This is a genomic window from Gemmatimonadaceae bacterium, from assembly GCA_036496605.1.
In the GTDB taxonomy this organism is placed as follows: domain Bacteria; phylum Gemmatimonadota; class Gemmatimonadetes; order Gemmatimonadales; family Gemmatimonadaceae; genus AG2.
Genome location: DASXKV010000054.1, coordinates 198,033 through 214,586, shown reverse-complemented (window position 1 = coordinate 214,586; position 16,554 = coordinate 198,033). Strand labels below are relative to the sequence as shown.

General features: G+C 64.7%; 10 protein-coding genes. 6 read left to right on the top strand and 4 right to left on the bottom strand.

The genetic code is table 11. From position 1 onward, the window contains the following. Positions 1–91 precede the first annotated feature (91 nt). Positions 92–445: a DUF3761 domain-containing protein gene (locus tag VGH98_22160; protein HEY2378702.1), complete on the top strand. Its 354-nt coding sequence runs from the start codon at positions 92–94 to the stop codon at positions 443–445. Between the two features lie 67 nt (positions 446–512). On the opposite strand, the gene VGH98_22155 is transcribed toward VGH98_22160, so the two are convergent. Together VGH98_22155 and VGH98_22150 are read right to left on the bottom strand one after the other, a co-directional pair. Then, positions 513–1,937, bottom strand: coding sequence for a RagB/SusD family nutrient uptake outer membrane protein (locus VGH98_22155; GenBank protein HEY2378701.1), 1,425 nt, complete (start codon positions 1,935–1,937; stop codon positions 513–515). Between the two features lie 2 nt (positions 1,938–1,939). Continuing rightward, positions 1,940–4,897, bottom strand: coding sequence for a SusC/RagA family TonB-linked outer membrane protein (locus VGH98_22150; GenBank protein HEY2378700.1), 2,958 nt, complete (start codon positions 4,895–4,897; stop codon positions 1,940–1,942). 223 nt (positions 4,898–5,120) lie between these two features. On the opposite strand from VGH98_22150, the gene VGH98_22145 reads away from it, so the two are divergent. The 3 genes from VGH98_22145 (at position 5,121) to VGH98_22135 (ending at position 9,502) form a co-directional block, all read left to right on the top strand. Next, positions 5,121–6,038, top strand: a complete 918-nt coding sequence (locus tag VGH98_22145) for an ROK family protein (protein ID HEY2378699.1) — start codon at positions 5,121–5,123, stop codon at positions 6,036–6,038. An 89-nt stretch (positions 6,039–6,127) separates the two neighbouring features. Next, complete coding sequence (gene glgA / locus VGH98_22140) at positions 6,128–7,687, top strand: glycogen synthase GlgA (protein ID HEY2378698.1); 1,560 nt, start codon at positions 6,128–6,130, stop codon at positions 7,685–7,687. 93 nt (positions 7,688–7,780) lie between these two features. Beyond that, a complete protein-coding gene (locus VGH98_22135; protein HEY2378697.1) occupies positions 7,781–9,502 on the top strand; it encodes an ATP-binding protein in 1,722 nt (573 codons plus the stop codon). A 27-nt stretch (positions 9,503–9,529) separates the two neighbouring features. Here the strand turns inward: VGH98_22135 and VGH98_22130 are convergent, their stop codons facing one another. Beyond that, positions 9,530–12,859: a hypothetical protein gene (locus VGH98_22130; GenBank protein ID HEY2378696.1), complete on the bottom strand. Its 3,330-nt coding sequence runs from the start codon at positions 12,857–12,859 to the stop codon at positions 9,530–9,532. A gap of 151 nt (positions 12,860–13,010) precedes the next feature. After that, positions 13,011–13,337, bottom strand: a complete 327-nt coding sequence (locus tag VGH98_22125) for a PadR family transcriptional regulator (protein HEY2378695.1) — start codon at positions 13,335–13,337, stop codon at positions 13,011–13,013. A 142-nt stretch (positions 13,338–13,479) separates the two neighbouring features. Here VGH98_22125 and VGH98_22120 point away from each other — a divergent pair, with 142 nt between their 5' ends. Continuing rightward, complete coding sequence (locus VGH98_22120; GenBank protein HEY2378694.1) at positions 13,480–15,033, top strand: hypothetical protein; 1,554 nt, start codon at positions 13,480–13,482, stop codon at positions 15,031–15,033. Next, positions 15,030–16,406, top strand: a complete 1,377-nt coding sequence (locus tag VGH98_22115; GenBank protein HEY2378693.1) for a cytochrome c peroxidase — start codon at positions 15,030–15,032, stop codon at positions 16,404–16,406. The genes VGH98_22120 and VGH98_22115 overlap by 4 nt, the downstream gene beginning before the upstream one ends. Positions 16,407–16,554 lie beyond the last annotated feature (148 nt).

Below are 16,554 nucleotides of genomic sequence, written 5' to 3'. Positions count from 1 at the left end.
GTGTGCCCCTGCTCGCGAGTACCGCCATTGCTGTTACGTGGCCGGTAGACCGATGCCTGGGTCCTTACGAGTGAACCCTCCGGAGACAACAATGCGCCTCACCGAGTCGATCCGAGTCTTGCTCGTCGTCGCCGCGTTGGCTGCACCGGCAACGCTTTGCGCGCAACAGAGCGCCGCGAAGCCGGCCAAGGAGAAGAACGAGCTGCGCATGCCGAAGAAGGCGACGGCGCGTTGCGGGGACAACACCTGGTCGAAGGCCGAGACGCAGCAAGGCGCCTGCTCGAGCCACGGCGGTGTTGCGAAGTGGTTTGGCAAGGCTCCGAGTAACGTGACCGCGCGCTGCACCGACGGCGAGTATTGGACAACCGCAGAACGCCGCGGCGCCTGCTCTCAGCACGGCGGCGTGGCGTTCTGGGTGAAGGAGAAAAAGTCGAAGAAGGGATGAGGTGGGGGTTGGTCATTGGTGGTTGGTAGCTCGCGAATTCGGACTCACCAACCACCGACAACCAACATCACCCAGTGAGCGGTGTGCACGAACCTGACTTGCCGCGCGCTGCACACTCGGCTGACGGAATCGGCATTACCGTCGGCACATTGCCACCCGGCGACACACCGACCGGAATCGTCGTTAGGAGATTGAATCGCCGCGCGTCGATCCAGGTCGTGCCTTGCTCCCACAGCAATGAGAACTCACGCTCGTACAGGAGCGCGTCGATAAAGGCGGCGTTGGTGGCGAACGCTCCATAGGGCGCCAGGCGGCCGGAATTCACACGCACGTAATTCAGGTCGCTCAGCCCGCCCGCCGCATTCCCCGTCAGATATCGCGCCTCGGCGCGCAACAGGATCAGCTCCTCGTTCCTGATGATCGGAATCGAGTGCGCCGCGTCCGACTGTCCATTGGTGAAGTAGCGCGTGAACTTGAGGGTACCCGTGATATCGACACCGCCGACCGATTGCGGCGAACTGGCCGTCGCCAGCGCCGTTTTACTCGTCAGGCGTTGGTCGACGATCCCGGCCGCGGTCGTCTGCGCTCTCGTGTAGAGGATCAGGCTGTCAGCGAAGTATCGTACGCCGTCGAGCGGCTCCGAGAGGTCGTTCGCCTGATCGCTCGGCGCGTTGGAGAAGTCGAAGTAGACTCCGTTCGCCAGCTGACTCGGATCGGTCGCGTCGATGAACGACCCGTTGAGCGCCGTGAGTGCCAGGGTATAACAGGGCGCGCCGCACCCGGCCGTCGCCCGCAACACATTCGCCTTCGCGATGAGTGCGTTCACGAAGAGTCGGAAGGTCGAGGGCGTGGCGAATCCGGAGAACCCAGGTGGCAGCGGAAACGGGAATTCCGCCGCTGCGTTGGCCTGGAGCTTTGCGGACGCGTCGTTCAGCAAACCGAGCGCATAGCCGTAAACGCTGTCCTCGGTGACGAATGGCGCGGGTGTCGCATCGATCGCTCGCCCAACGTCGACTGGTGCGCCGAGCTTTGCGCGCGTCTCGATGATATACATGAACGCGAGGGCCTTGAGCGTCTCCGCCATCGCCTCGGACGTGGCCTTCTCGCCTGCCGAGAGGTCGCCGCTCTTCCCCAATGCCTCGATGTACGTGTTCGCGTCGCGAATCAGTCCGTAACGACTCTGCCACAAGGCGCCGCCGAAACCACTTGGCGAGAGTGGTCCGTAGTACGGCTCCTGATAATCAGGTTGGTTATTGCCGGCGAGGTTGATGCCTTCGCGGCCCATCGAGCCGAGCCGCCAGATGAAGCTCGTGACCTCGCTACGCGAGCGCGAGAAGAGTCCCGTCGCCGCGGCGGTCAGCTTCGCGCGCGTCGGATTCGCGAGCAGGTCGTCGAGCGTCGGCTGATTCGGATTAGTAACGTCGAAACCGGCACATGCAGCGAGCGTGATCGCAACGAAGCTCGCGCCGATGACTGTTGATAGTATTCTCATCGTCAGAACCCCACGGACAAGGAGAACAGAAACTGCCGCGAGGGCGGATAGGGGCCGAGATCTACGTTGCGGGTGATTGCCTGCTGGCCGTAGTTGCTCGATTCGGGATCGTAACCAAAGTACTTCGTGTGCAGCCAGAGATTGCGCCCGGAGACGATCGCCTGTACGTCGTCCGAGCCGAAGTAGTGCGTGTAGCGGCGAGGCAACGCGAAGCCGAGCCGCACCTCACGCAGTCGCACGAAATCGGTCGACTGCACGAACGGCGTCGCGATGCCGGTGTTCAAGCAGGCATCGGCGCGCGCCTGGCCTTCGGGCGTCGCCTGATCGGGCGCGAGTTGATTGCAGTCGTAGAGGGAGAGGGTCTGGTTCTGCGCGACGCCGCCTTTCTGCATCTCGACGAGCACGGAAACCGTCGCGAACCGATAGCTGAAGTCGTTCGAGAACGACATCTGATACGCGGGGCTCGCGTGGCCCAGATAGCCGACGATGAAATCGCCGTTCTGATCGACACCGGTCTGGCCGATGATCTGATCGATCGGCCGGCCAGGTTGGAGGAAGAACTCGCCGTACGCGAGGCCGAATCCTGCGGTCGGCGGACGGAAGCCCGGCACCGGCAAGTTGTCGACATTGGAGTGGTCGTGGCTATACGTCGTGCGATACAACCAGGTGAAGTCACCCCGCCTGACGACTTGCAGGGCGAGCGCCGCCTCGATCCCTTCGTTGCTCAGTTGTCCCCCATTCAGGATGACCTGCGTAAAACCGCTCGAGGGCGCGGGCGTACGATTCAGCAAGAGATTCGTCGTGCGCCGCTTGTACGCGGTGACCTCGAGCGTCGCGCGCCCGTTCCAGCTCGCGGCGTCGAATCCACCCTCGAATTCCTTCACGCGCTCCGGCGCGACGTCCGGCGCACCGGAGATGCCGGTGACGTTCGTACCGACGTTGCCGCCGATCACGCTCGTCGAGAGCGTCGTGAACTTCTGCCCGAAGAGCGGCTGATTGCCAGTCTCGCCGTACGCCGCGCGCAACTTGAATTCGCTTCCCTGACCGAGGAGGTCCGGGAATCGATACGACGCGCCGGTCTTCGGAAACACATAGAATTTGTTCGTGTTGCCGAAGACGCTGCTCTTCTCGGCGCGGAGACCGGCCTCGATCGTTAGGCGCTCTCCGAAGGCCATCACCTGCTCCTGGCCGTAGAGGGCGACGGTGCGCTCGGTCGAGAGATTTTCTTGCTGCTCGCCGAAGACGGAGCCTTGCGTGATGTTCGTTTGCCCGGGCAACAGGCCGCGCGCCGTGACGCGCGAGATCTGGAGCTGGCGGTCCTCATACTGCACGCCGCCCGATGTCGTCGTGCGCAGGAGAGAGCCGGGCGTGTAAGAATGGATTGCGTTGATGTTCCAATTCACGTATTGCGCGTTGCCGTTGCTCAGGGTCGACGCGCCTGGGTTCTGGAGCCGCTCCTGGAAGAACAGATCGGGCGGCGCGATGATCGCGTCGCGCTGGCTGAAGACATCGGCGCCCGCCGAGCCCACGAACTTTAGCGATTGCTTATCATTCGCCCAGGCATCGGCGTTCAGCGTCGCGCCACCGGTAAAGCGATTGACCACCTCACGATTCCGTCCGAACGCGGCCGTCTGCAGCGGGTTCGAGCCGAGGTAGGTGAACTCGGGCTGGCGAAAGCGCCCGCTCGCGTCCAGCAACGGCACGAAGCTCGGGATGTATGCGAGAGCGTACGTCATCCCCGCGCCCGTATTGTCGTTGTTGATGAAGCCCCGGTCGTTCGCGTTGTGCGCGTACGCGCTGGTCATGGACAGCGTGAAGCGATCGCTCAGGTGCTGCGACAGATTCAAGCGCAGCGTTTGACGCTGGTCGTAGGTGTCGTGAACGATGCCATCGTCGCGCTTGACGTCGCCGGAGATGTAGTACGTCGTGTTCGTCGTGCCTCCGCTCACGTCGAGCTGCGTCTCGGCCGCGGGCGCATTTCCACCCGCGAGCTCTTTCAGGTGATCGTAGTAGGGCAGCTTGCCGTTGACCTCGAGCGATCGGATGATCGCCGAGTCGGCAGCGCTCGAGTAGACGGCAAACGCGCTCGTCGTGTCGAAGAGCCGCTCGCTCGGTCCACGAAGCAGATTCGACCAACCGAGTCGCTGCGTGACGTGCGTTCTCGGCTTGCCCGCCTGGCCGCGATTGGTCGTGATGATGACGACGCCGTTCGCCGCCTTCGATCCGTAGATCGACGACGCCGCCGCGCTCTTCAACACCTCGATGCTGACGATGTCGTTAGGGTTGAGGTCCGCCAACCGGTTCGCGACGTCGTCCTGCGTCGGGCCGGTACCGCTCGCGCCGCCGCTGCCCGTCACCGTGTAGAGTCCCGACGGAATCGACGCGTTGCTGTAGATCACGCCGTCGACGACGATCAACGGATCGGACCCGCCAATTACCGTATTGCTACCGCGAATCTGAATCTGCGCGCCGCCGCCAGGGGCGCCGGAGTTCGTTTGGATATTCGCACCAGCGATCTTGCCGGCGAGCGCGATGTCGACTGCCGGTGCGGGCACGCGATTCAGCTCAGCGGAATCGACGTTCGACGTAGACGTGATTGCGTTGCGCTTGCTGATCACGGTTGCCTGTCCCGTTACGACGACCTGATCGAGCGTGAGCGCCGCCCGTGATAAGAAGATCGTCAACGTATCCGCTGCCGGTGCGGCAATCTCGCGCGCGCCATAGCCGAGGGCGCGGACGCGAAGCCGTTGCCCACCGCTCGGAATCACCAGTGCGAAGCGACCCTGTTCGTCGGTCTGGGTTGCGCCGGTTCCGTTGAGGACGGAGATGATGGCGGCGGGAATAGGCTCCGCGGTTCCTTCAACACGAACGGCGCCGGTGAGCCGTCGTTGTTGTGCGAGGAGTGCGGCGGGGGCGAGGACGAGCGCGAGGAGCGCGGACCACGCGATGCGTTTGGCCATTGATTTTCCCTCAGGGGCGGAGCAGACAACGTGCGCAATGCGTCGGCGCAGCTGCGCGAGGGTGGGTGGGCCGTCATATACGGTCGCGCGCGGAAGCCGTCAAGCGCGTGGTGCAAGGCGGATGGCGCGAGATGCTATGCGGTAGGGGCTGGAGTCGAGCGGCTAGGGCTAGAGAAAACGCTAGCCCCTAACCCCTCGCCCCTGGCCCTTTGCACTTTATTCCATGCGCAAATCCAAGCTCCGCATTGGCGTCGATCTCGGCGGCACCAAAATCGAAGCCCTCGCGATGGACGGCGACGGGACGGAGCTCGTTAGGCAGCGCGTCCCCACCCCGGCTGGCTATGAGGAGTCACTCGACGCGATCACGAAGCTCGTCGCCGACGTCGAGATGAAGGCGGGGCGCACGGGCACCGTCGGCATCGGTATTCCAGGGATCGTGGTGCCTGAAACGGGATTGGTGAAGAACGCGAACTCCGTCTGGCTCAACGGGCAGCCATTGGCCAACGACCTGGAGCAACGATTGGCCCGGGAGATTCGCGTCCTCAACGACGCGGATTGTTTCGCGCTCTCCGAGGCGATCGATGGTGCTGCCGCGGGCGCGCACGTGGTGTTCGGCGTCATCATCGGCACCGGCGTCGGCGGAGGCATCGTCGTCGGCGGACAGTGCCTCTCCGGCGCCAATCTCATCGCCGGTGAGTGGGGACATAATCCGCTGCCCTGGATGGACGCCGAGGAGTTCCCTGGTCCGAGCTGTTACTGCGGGAGAATGGGTTGCATCGAAATGTGGGTGTCCGGTCCGGGGTTCGAGCGCGATCACGCCAAGCGTGCCGGCGCGAACATTCCGGCGGCGGAGATCGTGCGTTCTGCCACCGGCGGTGATCCGCTTGCGACGATGTCGCTCACCCTTTACTGCGACCGCCTCGGGCGGTCGCTCGCGTCACTAGTAAACGTGCTGGATCCGGATGTGATCGTGCTCGGCGGCGGTATGTCCAATGTGCCCGAGCTACCGAAGCGGGTCGCGGAGATCGTACCGCGCTACGTCCTTGCCGCCGGTGCGACGTCGAGTAAGCTGGCAACTCGATTTGTCTGCGCGAAGTTTGGAGATTCGAGTGGAGTTCGGGGAGCTGCTCGATTGTGGTAGCTTGGCGCCGTGGCGCGATGTCAGCGAGGCGCCGGGAACAGAACTTCGCGGCCGTGGCGCTCGGCCCAGAGAATGCTTAGCGTGACGACATGAACTCGCCCCAGGCGGCGGTAGAGACTGCTCCGGAAGTACCCTTCGTGAAAGTGCCGACGCCTCCGACGCCGGCGCTGGCACTCCCCGACGGCCGTCGCGTGCGAGTGATTCACGTTGTCGCCGAGCTGGCGCCCTTCGCGCGGAGCGGCGGTCTGGGCGAGGCCGTCGCGAGCCTGGCGCGATTCCAGGCGGCGTCCGGCCTGCAGTCGGCGATCATGATGCCACTCTATGCGGCCGTCCGCGACACGGCGCCCGAGATCGAGCCAGTCGGTCCAGCGTTCCGCGTCCAGATCGGAAGCCGCATCGAGCCGGCGCGGCTGTGGCGACTGTCGAAGCGTCCCGACGACCCTCGCGTCGGCACCGAAGTCTACTTCATCGAGAATCCCGAGTACTTCGATCGTCCGTATCTCTACGGGCCGCCGGGCGCTGACTATCCCGACAATGCGCGTCGTTATGCATGCTTCTGCATGGCGGCGCTCGCCGCGATACCGCGCATCGCCGGCAGCGACCCTGTCATTCTGCATGCGCACGACTGGCACACGGCGCTCGCGCCCGTCTATCTCCGCACGTTTTTCGCCGGCGACGTCCGTTACGGATGGGTGAGCGTCGTCCTCACGGTGCATAACGCGGGATACCAGGGACACTTTCCGGCGCAGACGATGCCCGATCTCGGTCTGCCCTGGTCGCTATACAACTGGCGGCAGATGGAGTGGCACGGAAATGTAAACTTGCTAAAGGGCGGGCTCGTCTTCGCCGACGCGGTCACGACGGTGAGTCCGACGCATGCGCACGAGCTGCGCACGCCGGCGGGCGGATTCGGTCTCGACGGCGTCTTCCGCGCGCTGCGCGACCGATTCGTCGGCATCACCAATGGCATTGACCAGAGGCGCTGGAATCCGGCGACGGATCCCGGGATTCCAGCGCACTACGCCGCGGATGCGCTCGACGGCAAGGAACAGTGTCGCGAAGCCTTGCAGCAGGAGATTGGTCTGCGACGCATTCCCGGCGTGCCCATCTTCGCGATGACGGCGCGCCTCGTGTCGCAGAAGGGACTCGACCTCATTCTCGGCGATCCCGGCTACTTCGCGCTGGATGCACAGTTTCTCTTTCTCGGCGCCGGCGAACCGCGCTACGAGGCGGCACTCACCGCGATCGCGGCCCGCGCACCGAGTCGAATCTCCGTCCAGCTGCGATTTACCGAGGAGCTCGAGCACAAGCTGCTCGCGGGCGCCGACATGTGCCTCATGCCGTCGCAGTACGAGCCGTGCGGTCTCACGCAGATGCGCGCTCAGCGCTACGGCACGCTACCCATTGCGCGGCGCGTCGGCGGGTTGGCGGACACGATCGAGGACAACGTCACGGGCTTCCTCTTCGACGATTACGTCGCGGCCGACTTCATGCGCGCTGCGGTGCGCGCCGTCGATCAGTACAAAGAGCCCGCAGGCTGGCATAACATGATGCGCGAAGCGATGGCGCGCGACTTCGGGTGGGAGCAATCGGCGGCGAAGTATTTGAATCTTTACAAACGGGTCGTGCAGGCGTCGGTCACGCGCTGACGCCGCTAACAAAGTCGTCATGCCTGCGTCCAACAGACGCCGACGCAGGCAACGCGCTATCGTTCTCGAGTGGATATCAAGGCGCACGAGCTCATGCGACACCTGACAGAGTTGCCCTTTCGCGGTGGCAACTCGAAGGGCGCGCGGCTTGGCCGCTACGCGGTCGCTGTTGCGCTCGCACTTCTCGCGTGGCTGGTGACTCTCGCGCTCGGCGCCGAGTTCGATGCAGCGAGCCGATTGCCCTTCGCAGCAGCGGTCGCGCTGGCGACCTGGTACGGTGGGAGCGGTCCGGGGGTACTTACTGCAGCGCTCTCGATTTTCGCGATCGATTTCAGCTTCCTCCCGCCGATTGGATCGATCGAGCTCACGCATTCCGAGGAGCTCGTCGACAGCTTCGTGTTTCTCATCGTCGCACTGACGATCGGTGCCACCACAGCCGCGATGCGCCGCGCGCGCGAGCTTGCCGAGAGGCGCGCACTGGACGTCGAGGAAATGAACGCCGAGCTCGAGCAGCAGGTCGACCAGATCCAGGCGCTGTCGCGCGAATCGGAGCGGCTCGCTGCACAGGCTCAACAGCTACTCGATGTCACCACCGCGCTCGCCGAAGCGGGCTCGGTGGACGACGTCGCCAATGTCATCCTCACAAAAGGGATGAAGGCGGTCGAGGCGACTCGCGCGTTTCTCATGCTCGTCGACGGCGATCAAGTCGAACGGCTGGGCGCCAGTGGCTATCCCGAGGACATGCGGCGCCGCACACGCCTGACGATCGCGGACGATGGCCCCGTCGCCGAGGCAATTCGCACGAGGTCGCCGGTTTGGTTGTCCACTGTCGACGAATTTCGCGCGCGCTACCCAAAGGTCTACGACCGCGTCGGTGCCGTGAGTGACCGGCAGGCGCACGTCGTTGCACCATTGCGGTACGGCAACGAGGTCGTCGGCGCGTTAGGCCTGAGTTTTTCCGAACCGAGCGCCGTCGGCGCGGCCGATCGAACATTCACGCTACTGCTCACACAATCCGCGGCGGCCGCGCTCCAGCGGGCGCGGAGCTACGATGCCGAACGCGAGCGGCGGCGCGAGGCCGAGCTCACGGCGCGCGCGCGGGAGCAGGTACTGGGCGTCGTCGCGCACGACCTGCGCAATCCGCTGCATCTCGCGATGGCGACGACAGAACTCCTCGGCGAGCCGACGCTCGCTGAAGAGCGGCGGACCGAGTTGTTGGCAGTGATGACACGCGCCGTGACCCACATGCGGCGGCTCGTCGCCGATCTGCTGGATGCGGTGCGCATCCAGGCCGGACGCCTCTCGCTCGACTTCGAGAACGTGACGCTCGGCTCGATCATCGATCAGGCAGAGGAGATGGGTCGACCGCTTGCGGCGGAGCGGCGCATCAAGCTCGAGGCACACGCCACCGACCGGAGTCTGCGCCTCCGCGTCGACCGCGCGCGCGTGCTGCAGGTCCTCGGAAACTTGTTAGGCAATGCGGTGAAGTTCACCGCCGAAGGCGGACGCATCACCCTCGACGGCCATATCGAGAATGGGGCCGCGGTGTTCAGCGTGCGCGACACCGGTGTCGGCATCGCCCCGGAGCGCCTGCCGCACGTGTTCGAGCAGTTCTGGCAGGGCAACAGCGGCGACAACCGCGGCGTCGGTCTGGGCCTGGCCATCGCCAAGGCGATCGTCGAGGCCCATGGCGGCACGATCGATGTGCAGAGCGCCGTTGGGAAAGGCAGCACCTTCTCGATCTGCTTCCCCGTGGCGGCGCGCGGCCAGGCGACGTCGCCGCAGGTCCCGCGCGCACAGGCCGTTTCGTCTTAGAGCTCTCCGCGCTCATCGGGATGACGATCAGAACACCACCTTTGCTCCCGCATCGATCGTTGTCATCCCCTTGGCCTTGAGCAATCCATTGAACGCCGCGAGGTCCTGCCGCAGGAGCCGATCCAGAGCCGAGCGCGTATTCTGAATGCGCGTGTTGAGTATTCCCTGAACTTCGCGTTGTTGTGACGTTGGCGCGAAATCGGACGCACCGATGCCGCCCGCCAGCCAGCTGAGCTGACCGGCGGCCATGACGGGATATCGTACTTCGTCCTGCCCCTGGCCCGTTAGGCGAAGGTCCAGCAGCTGCCCCTCCACGGACATGAACTTGTTTTCGAGGGTGTCGCCCGCCTGGTGAATGTCGGTCGTCGTCGCGCTGCCGCCGTCGAGCGCCTCGAGCTGCGCGCGGACGTTCTCGATCGTACCGAGCATGTCCGCCGCTGTGCGATGATTCTTCTGGAGAGCGAGCAGGGCATCGGTCGCCGCTTTGATGTCTGCCAGCGTTTCCGCTTGATTCGGATCTTTCAACACCTCGAACGACTGCGTGAGCGTCTGGCCATTCGCCGTCAGCCTCGCGGTATAGCGACCCGGCGGCATGAGCACTGCGATCGTCCCGAACCCCGCCGCGTCGCGCGTACCGTCGCGCGCCATCGCGAACTCGGCGTCGTTGACCGGCTTCGTGCGCATGCGTGGGCCACGCGACACCGTGTTGCGCAGATCCCAGCTCGTGCGATTCAATCCGGTGTGAGTTGAGGAGTCGTGAATCGTCCGGATCGTTGCGCCCGCTGCGTCCACGATATCTATCCGAACCGGCGCTTGCGCGCCTAGCCAATAGTTAAAGCGAGCACCGTAGGTAGGATTGCTCCCTACTGTGGGGTCGTCGTTCATCGAGTAATTGCCCGCGACGTCCGTGAAGCGATACGCCGGGCGCACGGGGAAGAAAAACGCCTTCGACGTCTGGATCTGCGGCGTGAGCTGCTGCAGGGGCGACAGGTCGTCGAGGATGTAGATCCCTCGGCCATAGGTCGAGATGACGAGGTCGTCGAAGTGCTCCTGAATTGCCATTCCATATACCGGCGCGTGCGGCAAGCCCGATTGCAGCGGCGCCCAGTGGTCGCCGTCGTCCAGGGACACGTACAGGGCGTTCTCCGTTCCGAGGTAGAGGAGTCCGCGCCTAACGGGATCCTCGCGAATGATGTGGGCATAGCTCAGCGGGCTTTTCGGAATGCCATTTACAATGAGCTTCCACGTCTTGCCGTAATCGTTGGTCTTGTAGACCCAGGGTTCGCGATTGTTCTCCTGGTGTCCGTCGACGACGATGTACGCCGTTCCGACGTCGTAGCGCGAAGGCTCGATGTGACGCACCGAGCCCCAGGTGAGAATGCCTGGAATGTTCGCGGTGACGTTCGTCCAGGTCGCGCCACCATTGCGGGTGAGCTGCACGAGTCCGTCGTTGGTCCCCACCCAGATCAATCCCGGCGTGACGCGCGACTCGGCGATGGCGTACACGACGTCGCCGTACTCCACGCCGATGTCGTCCGGCGTTAGGCCGCCCGAGATGCCCTGCTTCGATTTGTCGTTGCGCGTGAGATCGGGGCTGATGACGCGCCAGGTGCGGCCGCCGTCCGTCGTCATGTGCACGAACTGACTTCCGGTGTAGATCTTGTTGTGATCGTGCGGCGAGATCGCGAACGGCGGGTCCCAGACGAAGCGATACTTCACGTCCGCCGCGGCGTACCCGCCGGTGCTGAGCGGATACACTTCGACGTTCTGTCCCTGCCGCCGGCGCTCGTCGAACCTGATGACGATGCCGCCGCGCGCGCCCGATCCTGAGCCGGTCGACCAGACAATGTTCGAGTCGACGGGATCGGGAGTTGCCCAGCCGCTCTCGCCGCCTTCCACACCGTGCCATTCGCTCCGCGCGATCTGGTTGCCCGTCCTGCTATTGCTCGGCCCACGATATGACGGGCCATCCTGCTTGTTGCCGTAGACGTAATACGGCACGCGATTGTCGACCGTGACGTGATAGATCTGCGCGATCGGGAGCTGAACGCGCAGCCAGCTGCGTCCGCGCGTCGTCGAGATCGAGACGCCAGCATCGTTCGCGACGGCCATCCGGCTCCCGTTCGTCGGGTCGATCCACATGTCGTGGTTGTCGCCGCCTGCCGCCGCGAGCGGCACGACCGCCGTCGAATCGCCGCCGCGTCCGGCTGTGGTAACGGCGCCGCCCGGTACGCCCGGGGCTTGCGCGGCTGCGCCGCGACCACCGCGTCCGCCGCCGCCACGTCCACCCGTGTGGGCCGTTAGGCCGCCGTCGAGCGAGCGGCTGAAGTTCGCGCAGAGGAAGTACATCTCATCGGGATTATCGGTCGACACGACCGTGCGCGTGTAGTACGGTTGACGACACGCGAGGTCGCGCTCGTAGTTCACGACGCGCCAGTTTGCGCCACCGTCATCCGATCTCCACAGCTCGCCGTTGTCCGTCGGTCGCCCGTGCAGCGGATTGCCGTCTCCCGTTTCGATCAACGCATACACGCGGCTTGGATTCGAGCGTGCGATGGCGAGGCCGATCTTTCCGATCTCGTGCGTCGGCAGCCCGTGCCCCGTTAGGCGATTCCACGTCGTACCGCCATCAGTACTCTGATAGATGCCGCTGCCTGGTCCGCCACTTTCGCGGCCCCACGTGTGCAGCTCGAGCTGCCACGTCGCCGCGAAGAGGATCTGCGGATTGGTCGGATGCATAACGACGTCGATGCCGCCCGTGTTGCGATCGACGAAGAGCACACGCTGCCAGGTCGCGCCGCCATCCGTCGTGCGATAGATGCCGCGCTCCTCCTGCGGACCATAGCTGTATCCCTGCGCGGCGACGAACACGACATCTGGATTGTTCGGATCGATGGCGATGCGACCGATGCGTCCCGTCGAATCGAGACCCATCTTCTTCCACGTGCGTCCCGCATCCATCGACTTGTAGACGCCGTCGCCGATCGAAATGTGGCTTCGAATCCATGGCTCCCCGGTGCCTGCCCAGACGATGTTCGGATTTGACGGCGCCACAGCCAGCGCGCCGACGGACGAGACGTCCTGATCATCGAAGATCGGCGACCAGTGAATGCCCGCGTCAACGGTTTTCCAGATTCCGCCGGACGCCGCGCCGGCGTAATACACATTCGGATCGCCGGGCACGCCGACCACGCAAGCGACGCGGTTTCCGACGGGACCGATGTAGCGCCACTGGAGTTGGGAGGCGGTCTGCGGATCGAAGGAGGAGATGGGCGCGGGCTGGGCGCGCTGAGCGACGGCTGGAGTAATCGCTGCGAGAGTCAGGGCCAGAAGGCCGATGTGCGCACGGATCGACATGGACGATTCACTGATAGGGAAAAGGTTCCGCTTCGCGCAATCATCTCCATCTCCGCGGCCGTGCGCAAGAACCCTCGAGGAGCTTCTCCCTGAGGAGGCCAAGGAGACACGGATCGCGCGGATGAAACGGATCACTCAGCTGCGGATCTCGTTAGGCCATATCGAGGACGAGACCGACCGCCGACGTCAGCCGCTGCCACGCGTCGGTCTCGGCCTCGAGCTGCTTCCGGCCAGCCTTCGTGAGCTCGTAGTACTTCGCGCGCCGATTGTTTTCCGACGCGCCCCACGTCGCCTTGATCCATCCGCGTCGTTCGAGCCGGTGCAGGGCGGGGTAGAGCGAACCCTGAGGGATCTGCAACGTCTCCCGCGAAACCTGGTGAATGCGCTCCGAGATCGCCCAGCCGTGCTCGGGCTTGAGGGACACGGCCTTGAGGATCAGAAGATCGAGAGTGCCCTGGGGTAGGTCGAGTTTATCCATTGCCGAGTCCTGTCTCGCTTTGGAAGCGTCGGCACAGGATGCATCCCTTCCCTGTAGAAGCACAAGGGGTCAAGCCGGCCGCAGAGTGACGTGGCCAGCGAAGCAACGGTTTGGCGCATCGAGAGCCACCCCGAGCGCGATCATGCCCGTCCCGACTTCGCTGCGCGTACTACGCTCCACGCTCTGCGCCTTCAGTCTCATGGCCACACCGGCCGCTGCGCAGCTGATCCCCATCAAGACCATCCCCATCGCCACCGGCGATCAATTCAACTTCTTTCCGTCGGCGAACGAGGCGATGGGCGGCGTGTCGGTGGCGCTAGCCGACTCGCTCCTCGATCCGTTCGTCAATCCGGCGAAGGGAGGCCGCCTTCGGTCGGGAGCGATGCAGTTTTTCGGTGCGCCGACCTTCTACTCCATCTCGCGAGCGAGCGGCGGGGGCCAGACGATTCCGGTCGGGGGGCTCATGTCGAAGGGCGATCTGTTCGGCGGCGCCGTGGTCGCGATGCAGGAACTGAATCCCAGCCGAATCTCCAGTGCGGTCCCAACGCCCGTGTTCGCGAGCGCCAACACCCTCGGCGCAGCGGCGCCGCTGCCGCCGCCTGACCAGCTCAACAACAAGTACAATCGTTATGCGTTCGCAACACTCGGTCGCCGCGTCGCGAATGGATTCTCCTTCGCCGGCAGTCTGCTCTACGCCGACCTCCATCGCATCGACGGCGTCGACCAACTGTACGCTGGAAGCCAGAGCGTCACCCAGTACGGCGGCGATCTCGACGCTCGTTTTGGCGTCGTCCGTGATTGGCAGAACGGTTCGTCGCTCGAAGCGCTGATCCTCCACGACCGGCTCGCGATGACCCACGACGTGACCTTCGCGGAGTCGTTCTACGATCCGAACCTCCGCGGCATCAGCCTGCGGCCTCGGCTCGAGCGCAACCTCGATCACACGAACACCTGGGGCGTGCACCTCGCCTGGCAACGACCGGTTGGAGATTCCGGTTGGCGCGTCGGCGCCGTGATGACAGGCAATCTGCTCACGCACCCCAAACTGCCTGACTATCAGATCCTGGACCTCGTGCGTCCCGTGCCGTGGGATCCTGGTCATTCGGCGGCGTACAATTTCGGCGTCGGCGTCGCGCAGCAGACCGGCCCCTCGACCTTCGGTCTCGATCTCATCTACGAGCCGATCCTCACACACACGTGGGGCGAAGCGCCGGTCGAGACTCAGACGGCGGGCGGCTCGCTGATACCGGCCGGAGGCCGCACCACCGAGAACCATTTCACATTCTCGAACATTGTGGCGCGACTCGGCTTCCGGCAGGACATCCCGATCCAGGGAGCGCAGTTCCCGCTACGCGTCCAGTTCGGCATCAGCGCCCACGCGATTCATTACTGGCTGCATCAGCAGGATCACGTCGAGCTCACATCGCAACAGCAGTACGAGCAGTGGGTCGAGTGGTCGCCGACGTGGGGTGTGAGCATGCGCTTCGGCGGCGTCGATTTTCGCTATGTCGGCAGCACGACGCACGGCACGGGTCGGCCCGGAATCCCGGACAACCAGTTTGGTGCGGTTCCCGACGTCGCCGCGGCGGGTGCACTCGGGTCGCCGAGCATTCTCGCGGCGCCGGACGGCCCGCTGACGTTGACGCCGGTGAGCGTCACCACCCACCAACTCTCGATCTCGGTGCCGCTCCCATGATGCGCAAATACTCAATCGCTGGCCTGCTCCTGTGTGCAGTCGCCGCGTGCGGGGGCGAATCGAGCCGAACTGGTGTGGCTTCGCCGCCGCCCACGCCAACCCTCGATGCTCAGCTGCGGGGAACGCTCCAGCAATGGGGCGCGGTACCAATCGGCGCCGTGAATGCGCCGGATCCCGCGCTCGTCGACCTCGGAAAATCGCTCTTCTTCGACAAGGTGCTGAGCGGCAACCGCGACGTCGCCTGCGCAACGTGCCACAGTCCGCTCAACCACACCGCCGACGTCCTCTCGCTCTCGATTGGCACGGGCGGCACCGGGAGCGGTGTGACGCGCCAACTCGGCGCGGGGCGGCAATTCACGCCGCGGAACGCGCCGACGCTGCTCAACACCGGTCTGGGCGCCTTCTATCTCTTCTGGGACGGGCGAGTGTCCGACCTCGGCGGAATCCAGAACGCTGTGTTCAAGACGCCCGCGGGTGCAGCATTGCCCGCGGGCCTAACGAGCGTGCTCGCCGCGCAGGCGATGTTCCCCGTGACGAACCGGAACGAGATGCGCGGTGAGATCGGCGACCGCGACGCAGCCGGGAATGCGAACGAGCTCGCGGCATACGACAGCGCGGACTTCGCGGGAATCTGGACGGGAGTGATGCAGCGCGTGCTCGCGATCAACGGGTACGTTGCCAAGTTCAACGCCGCATTCCCGGGTGTATCGGCATCGTCGTTAGGTTTCCAGCATGCGGCGGACGCGATCGCGGCGTTCGAGACGGCGGCATTCACCTTCACGAACTCCCCCTTCGATCGCTACCTCGCGCGCGACGATGACGGGCTCACGACCGATGCGAAGCATGGCGCGTTGCTCTTCTTCGGGAAGGCCCGCTGCTCGACCTGTCACTTCGGTCCGCTCCTCGGCGGCCAGACCTTCGCGGCCGCAGCAGTACCGCAGCTCGGCCCAGGTGTCGGAAAGGACGCGCCACTCGACCTCGGTCAGGATCCGCAGTTCCCCGCACAGACGAATCGGTTCCTTTTCCGAGTGCCCGCGCTCCGCAACGTCGAGCTCACGCCGCCATACATGCACGACGGTGCGTTCGCGACGCTCGACGCCGTCGTCCGACATTACAACAACGCCGAGCAAGCGCTGCACACGTATGACGTGTCACAGCTCGACCCACGCTTCCGTGCGCAGTACCACGGTGACGACGCAACGATCACGGCGATCCTCACCTCCGCCTCGCCGCAGCTGCGTGCGCCGTTAGGCTTGAGCGACGTCGAGCTGAATCAGCTCGTGGCGTTCCTCGAGTCACTCACCGACCCGGCGGCGCGCAGTCTCGCCGGACTCATTCCGGCGTCCGTACCGAGCGGACTGCCAGTACCGTAGAGGGTTGCCGGCTAGAGGGTAGAGGGTGGGTAGAGGTAGAGGGTTGAGGGTTGAGGGTAGAGCGTAAGGCGCGACAGCTACGTCTACCCCTCTACCCTCGACCCGCCGCCCCCCGCCCACGGGTGCCCAACGAGATCCTTGAGCGTCC

What these genes read in the sequence shown, in the direction of transcription:
- VGH98_22115 (HEY2378693.1), top strand. Translation starts at nt 15,030, where the DNA reads ATGATGCGCAAATACTCAATCGCTGGCCTGCTCCTGTGTGCAGTCGCC.
- VGH98_22130 (HEY2378696.1), bottom strand. Translation starts at nt 12,859, where the DNA reads ATGTCGATCCGTGCGCACATCGGCCTTCTGGCCCTGACTCTCGCAGCG.
- VGH98_22135 (HEY2378697.1), top strand. Translation starts at nt 7,781, where the DNA reads ATGCGACACCTGACAGAGTTGCCCTTTCGCGGTGGCAACTCGAAGGGC.
- VGH98_22125 (HEY2378695.1), bottom strand. Translation starts at nt 13,337, where the DNA reads ATGGATAAACTCGACCTACCCCAGGGCACTCTCGATCTTCTGATCCTC.
- VGH98_22150 (HEY2378700.1), bottom strand. Translation starts at nt 4,897, where the DNA reads ATGGCCAAACGCATCGCGTGGTCCGCGCTCCTCGCGCTCGTCCTCGCC.
- glgA (HEY2378698.1), top strand. Translation starts at nt 6,128, where the DNA reads ATGAACTCGCCCCAGGCGGCGGTAGAGACTGCTCCGGAAGTACCCTTC.
- VGH98_22120 (HEY2378694.1), top strand. Translation starts at nt 13,480, where the DNA reads ATGCCCGTCCCGACTTCGCTGCGCGTACTACGCTCCACGCTCTGCGCC.
- VGH98_22155 (HEY2378701.1), bottom strand. Translation starts at nt 1,937, where the DNA reads ATGAGAATACTATCAACAGTCATCGGCGCGAGCTTCGTTGCGATCACG.
- VGH98_22145 (HEY2378699.1), top strand. Translation starts at nt 5,121, where the DNA reads ATGCGCAAATCCAAGCTCCGCATTGGCGTCGATCTCGGCGGCACCAAA.
- VGH98_22160 (HEY2378702.1), top strand. Translation starts at nt 92, where the DNA reads ATGCGCCTCACCGAGTCGATCCGAGTCTTGCTCGTCGTCGCCGCGTTG.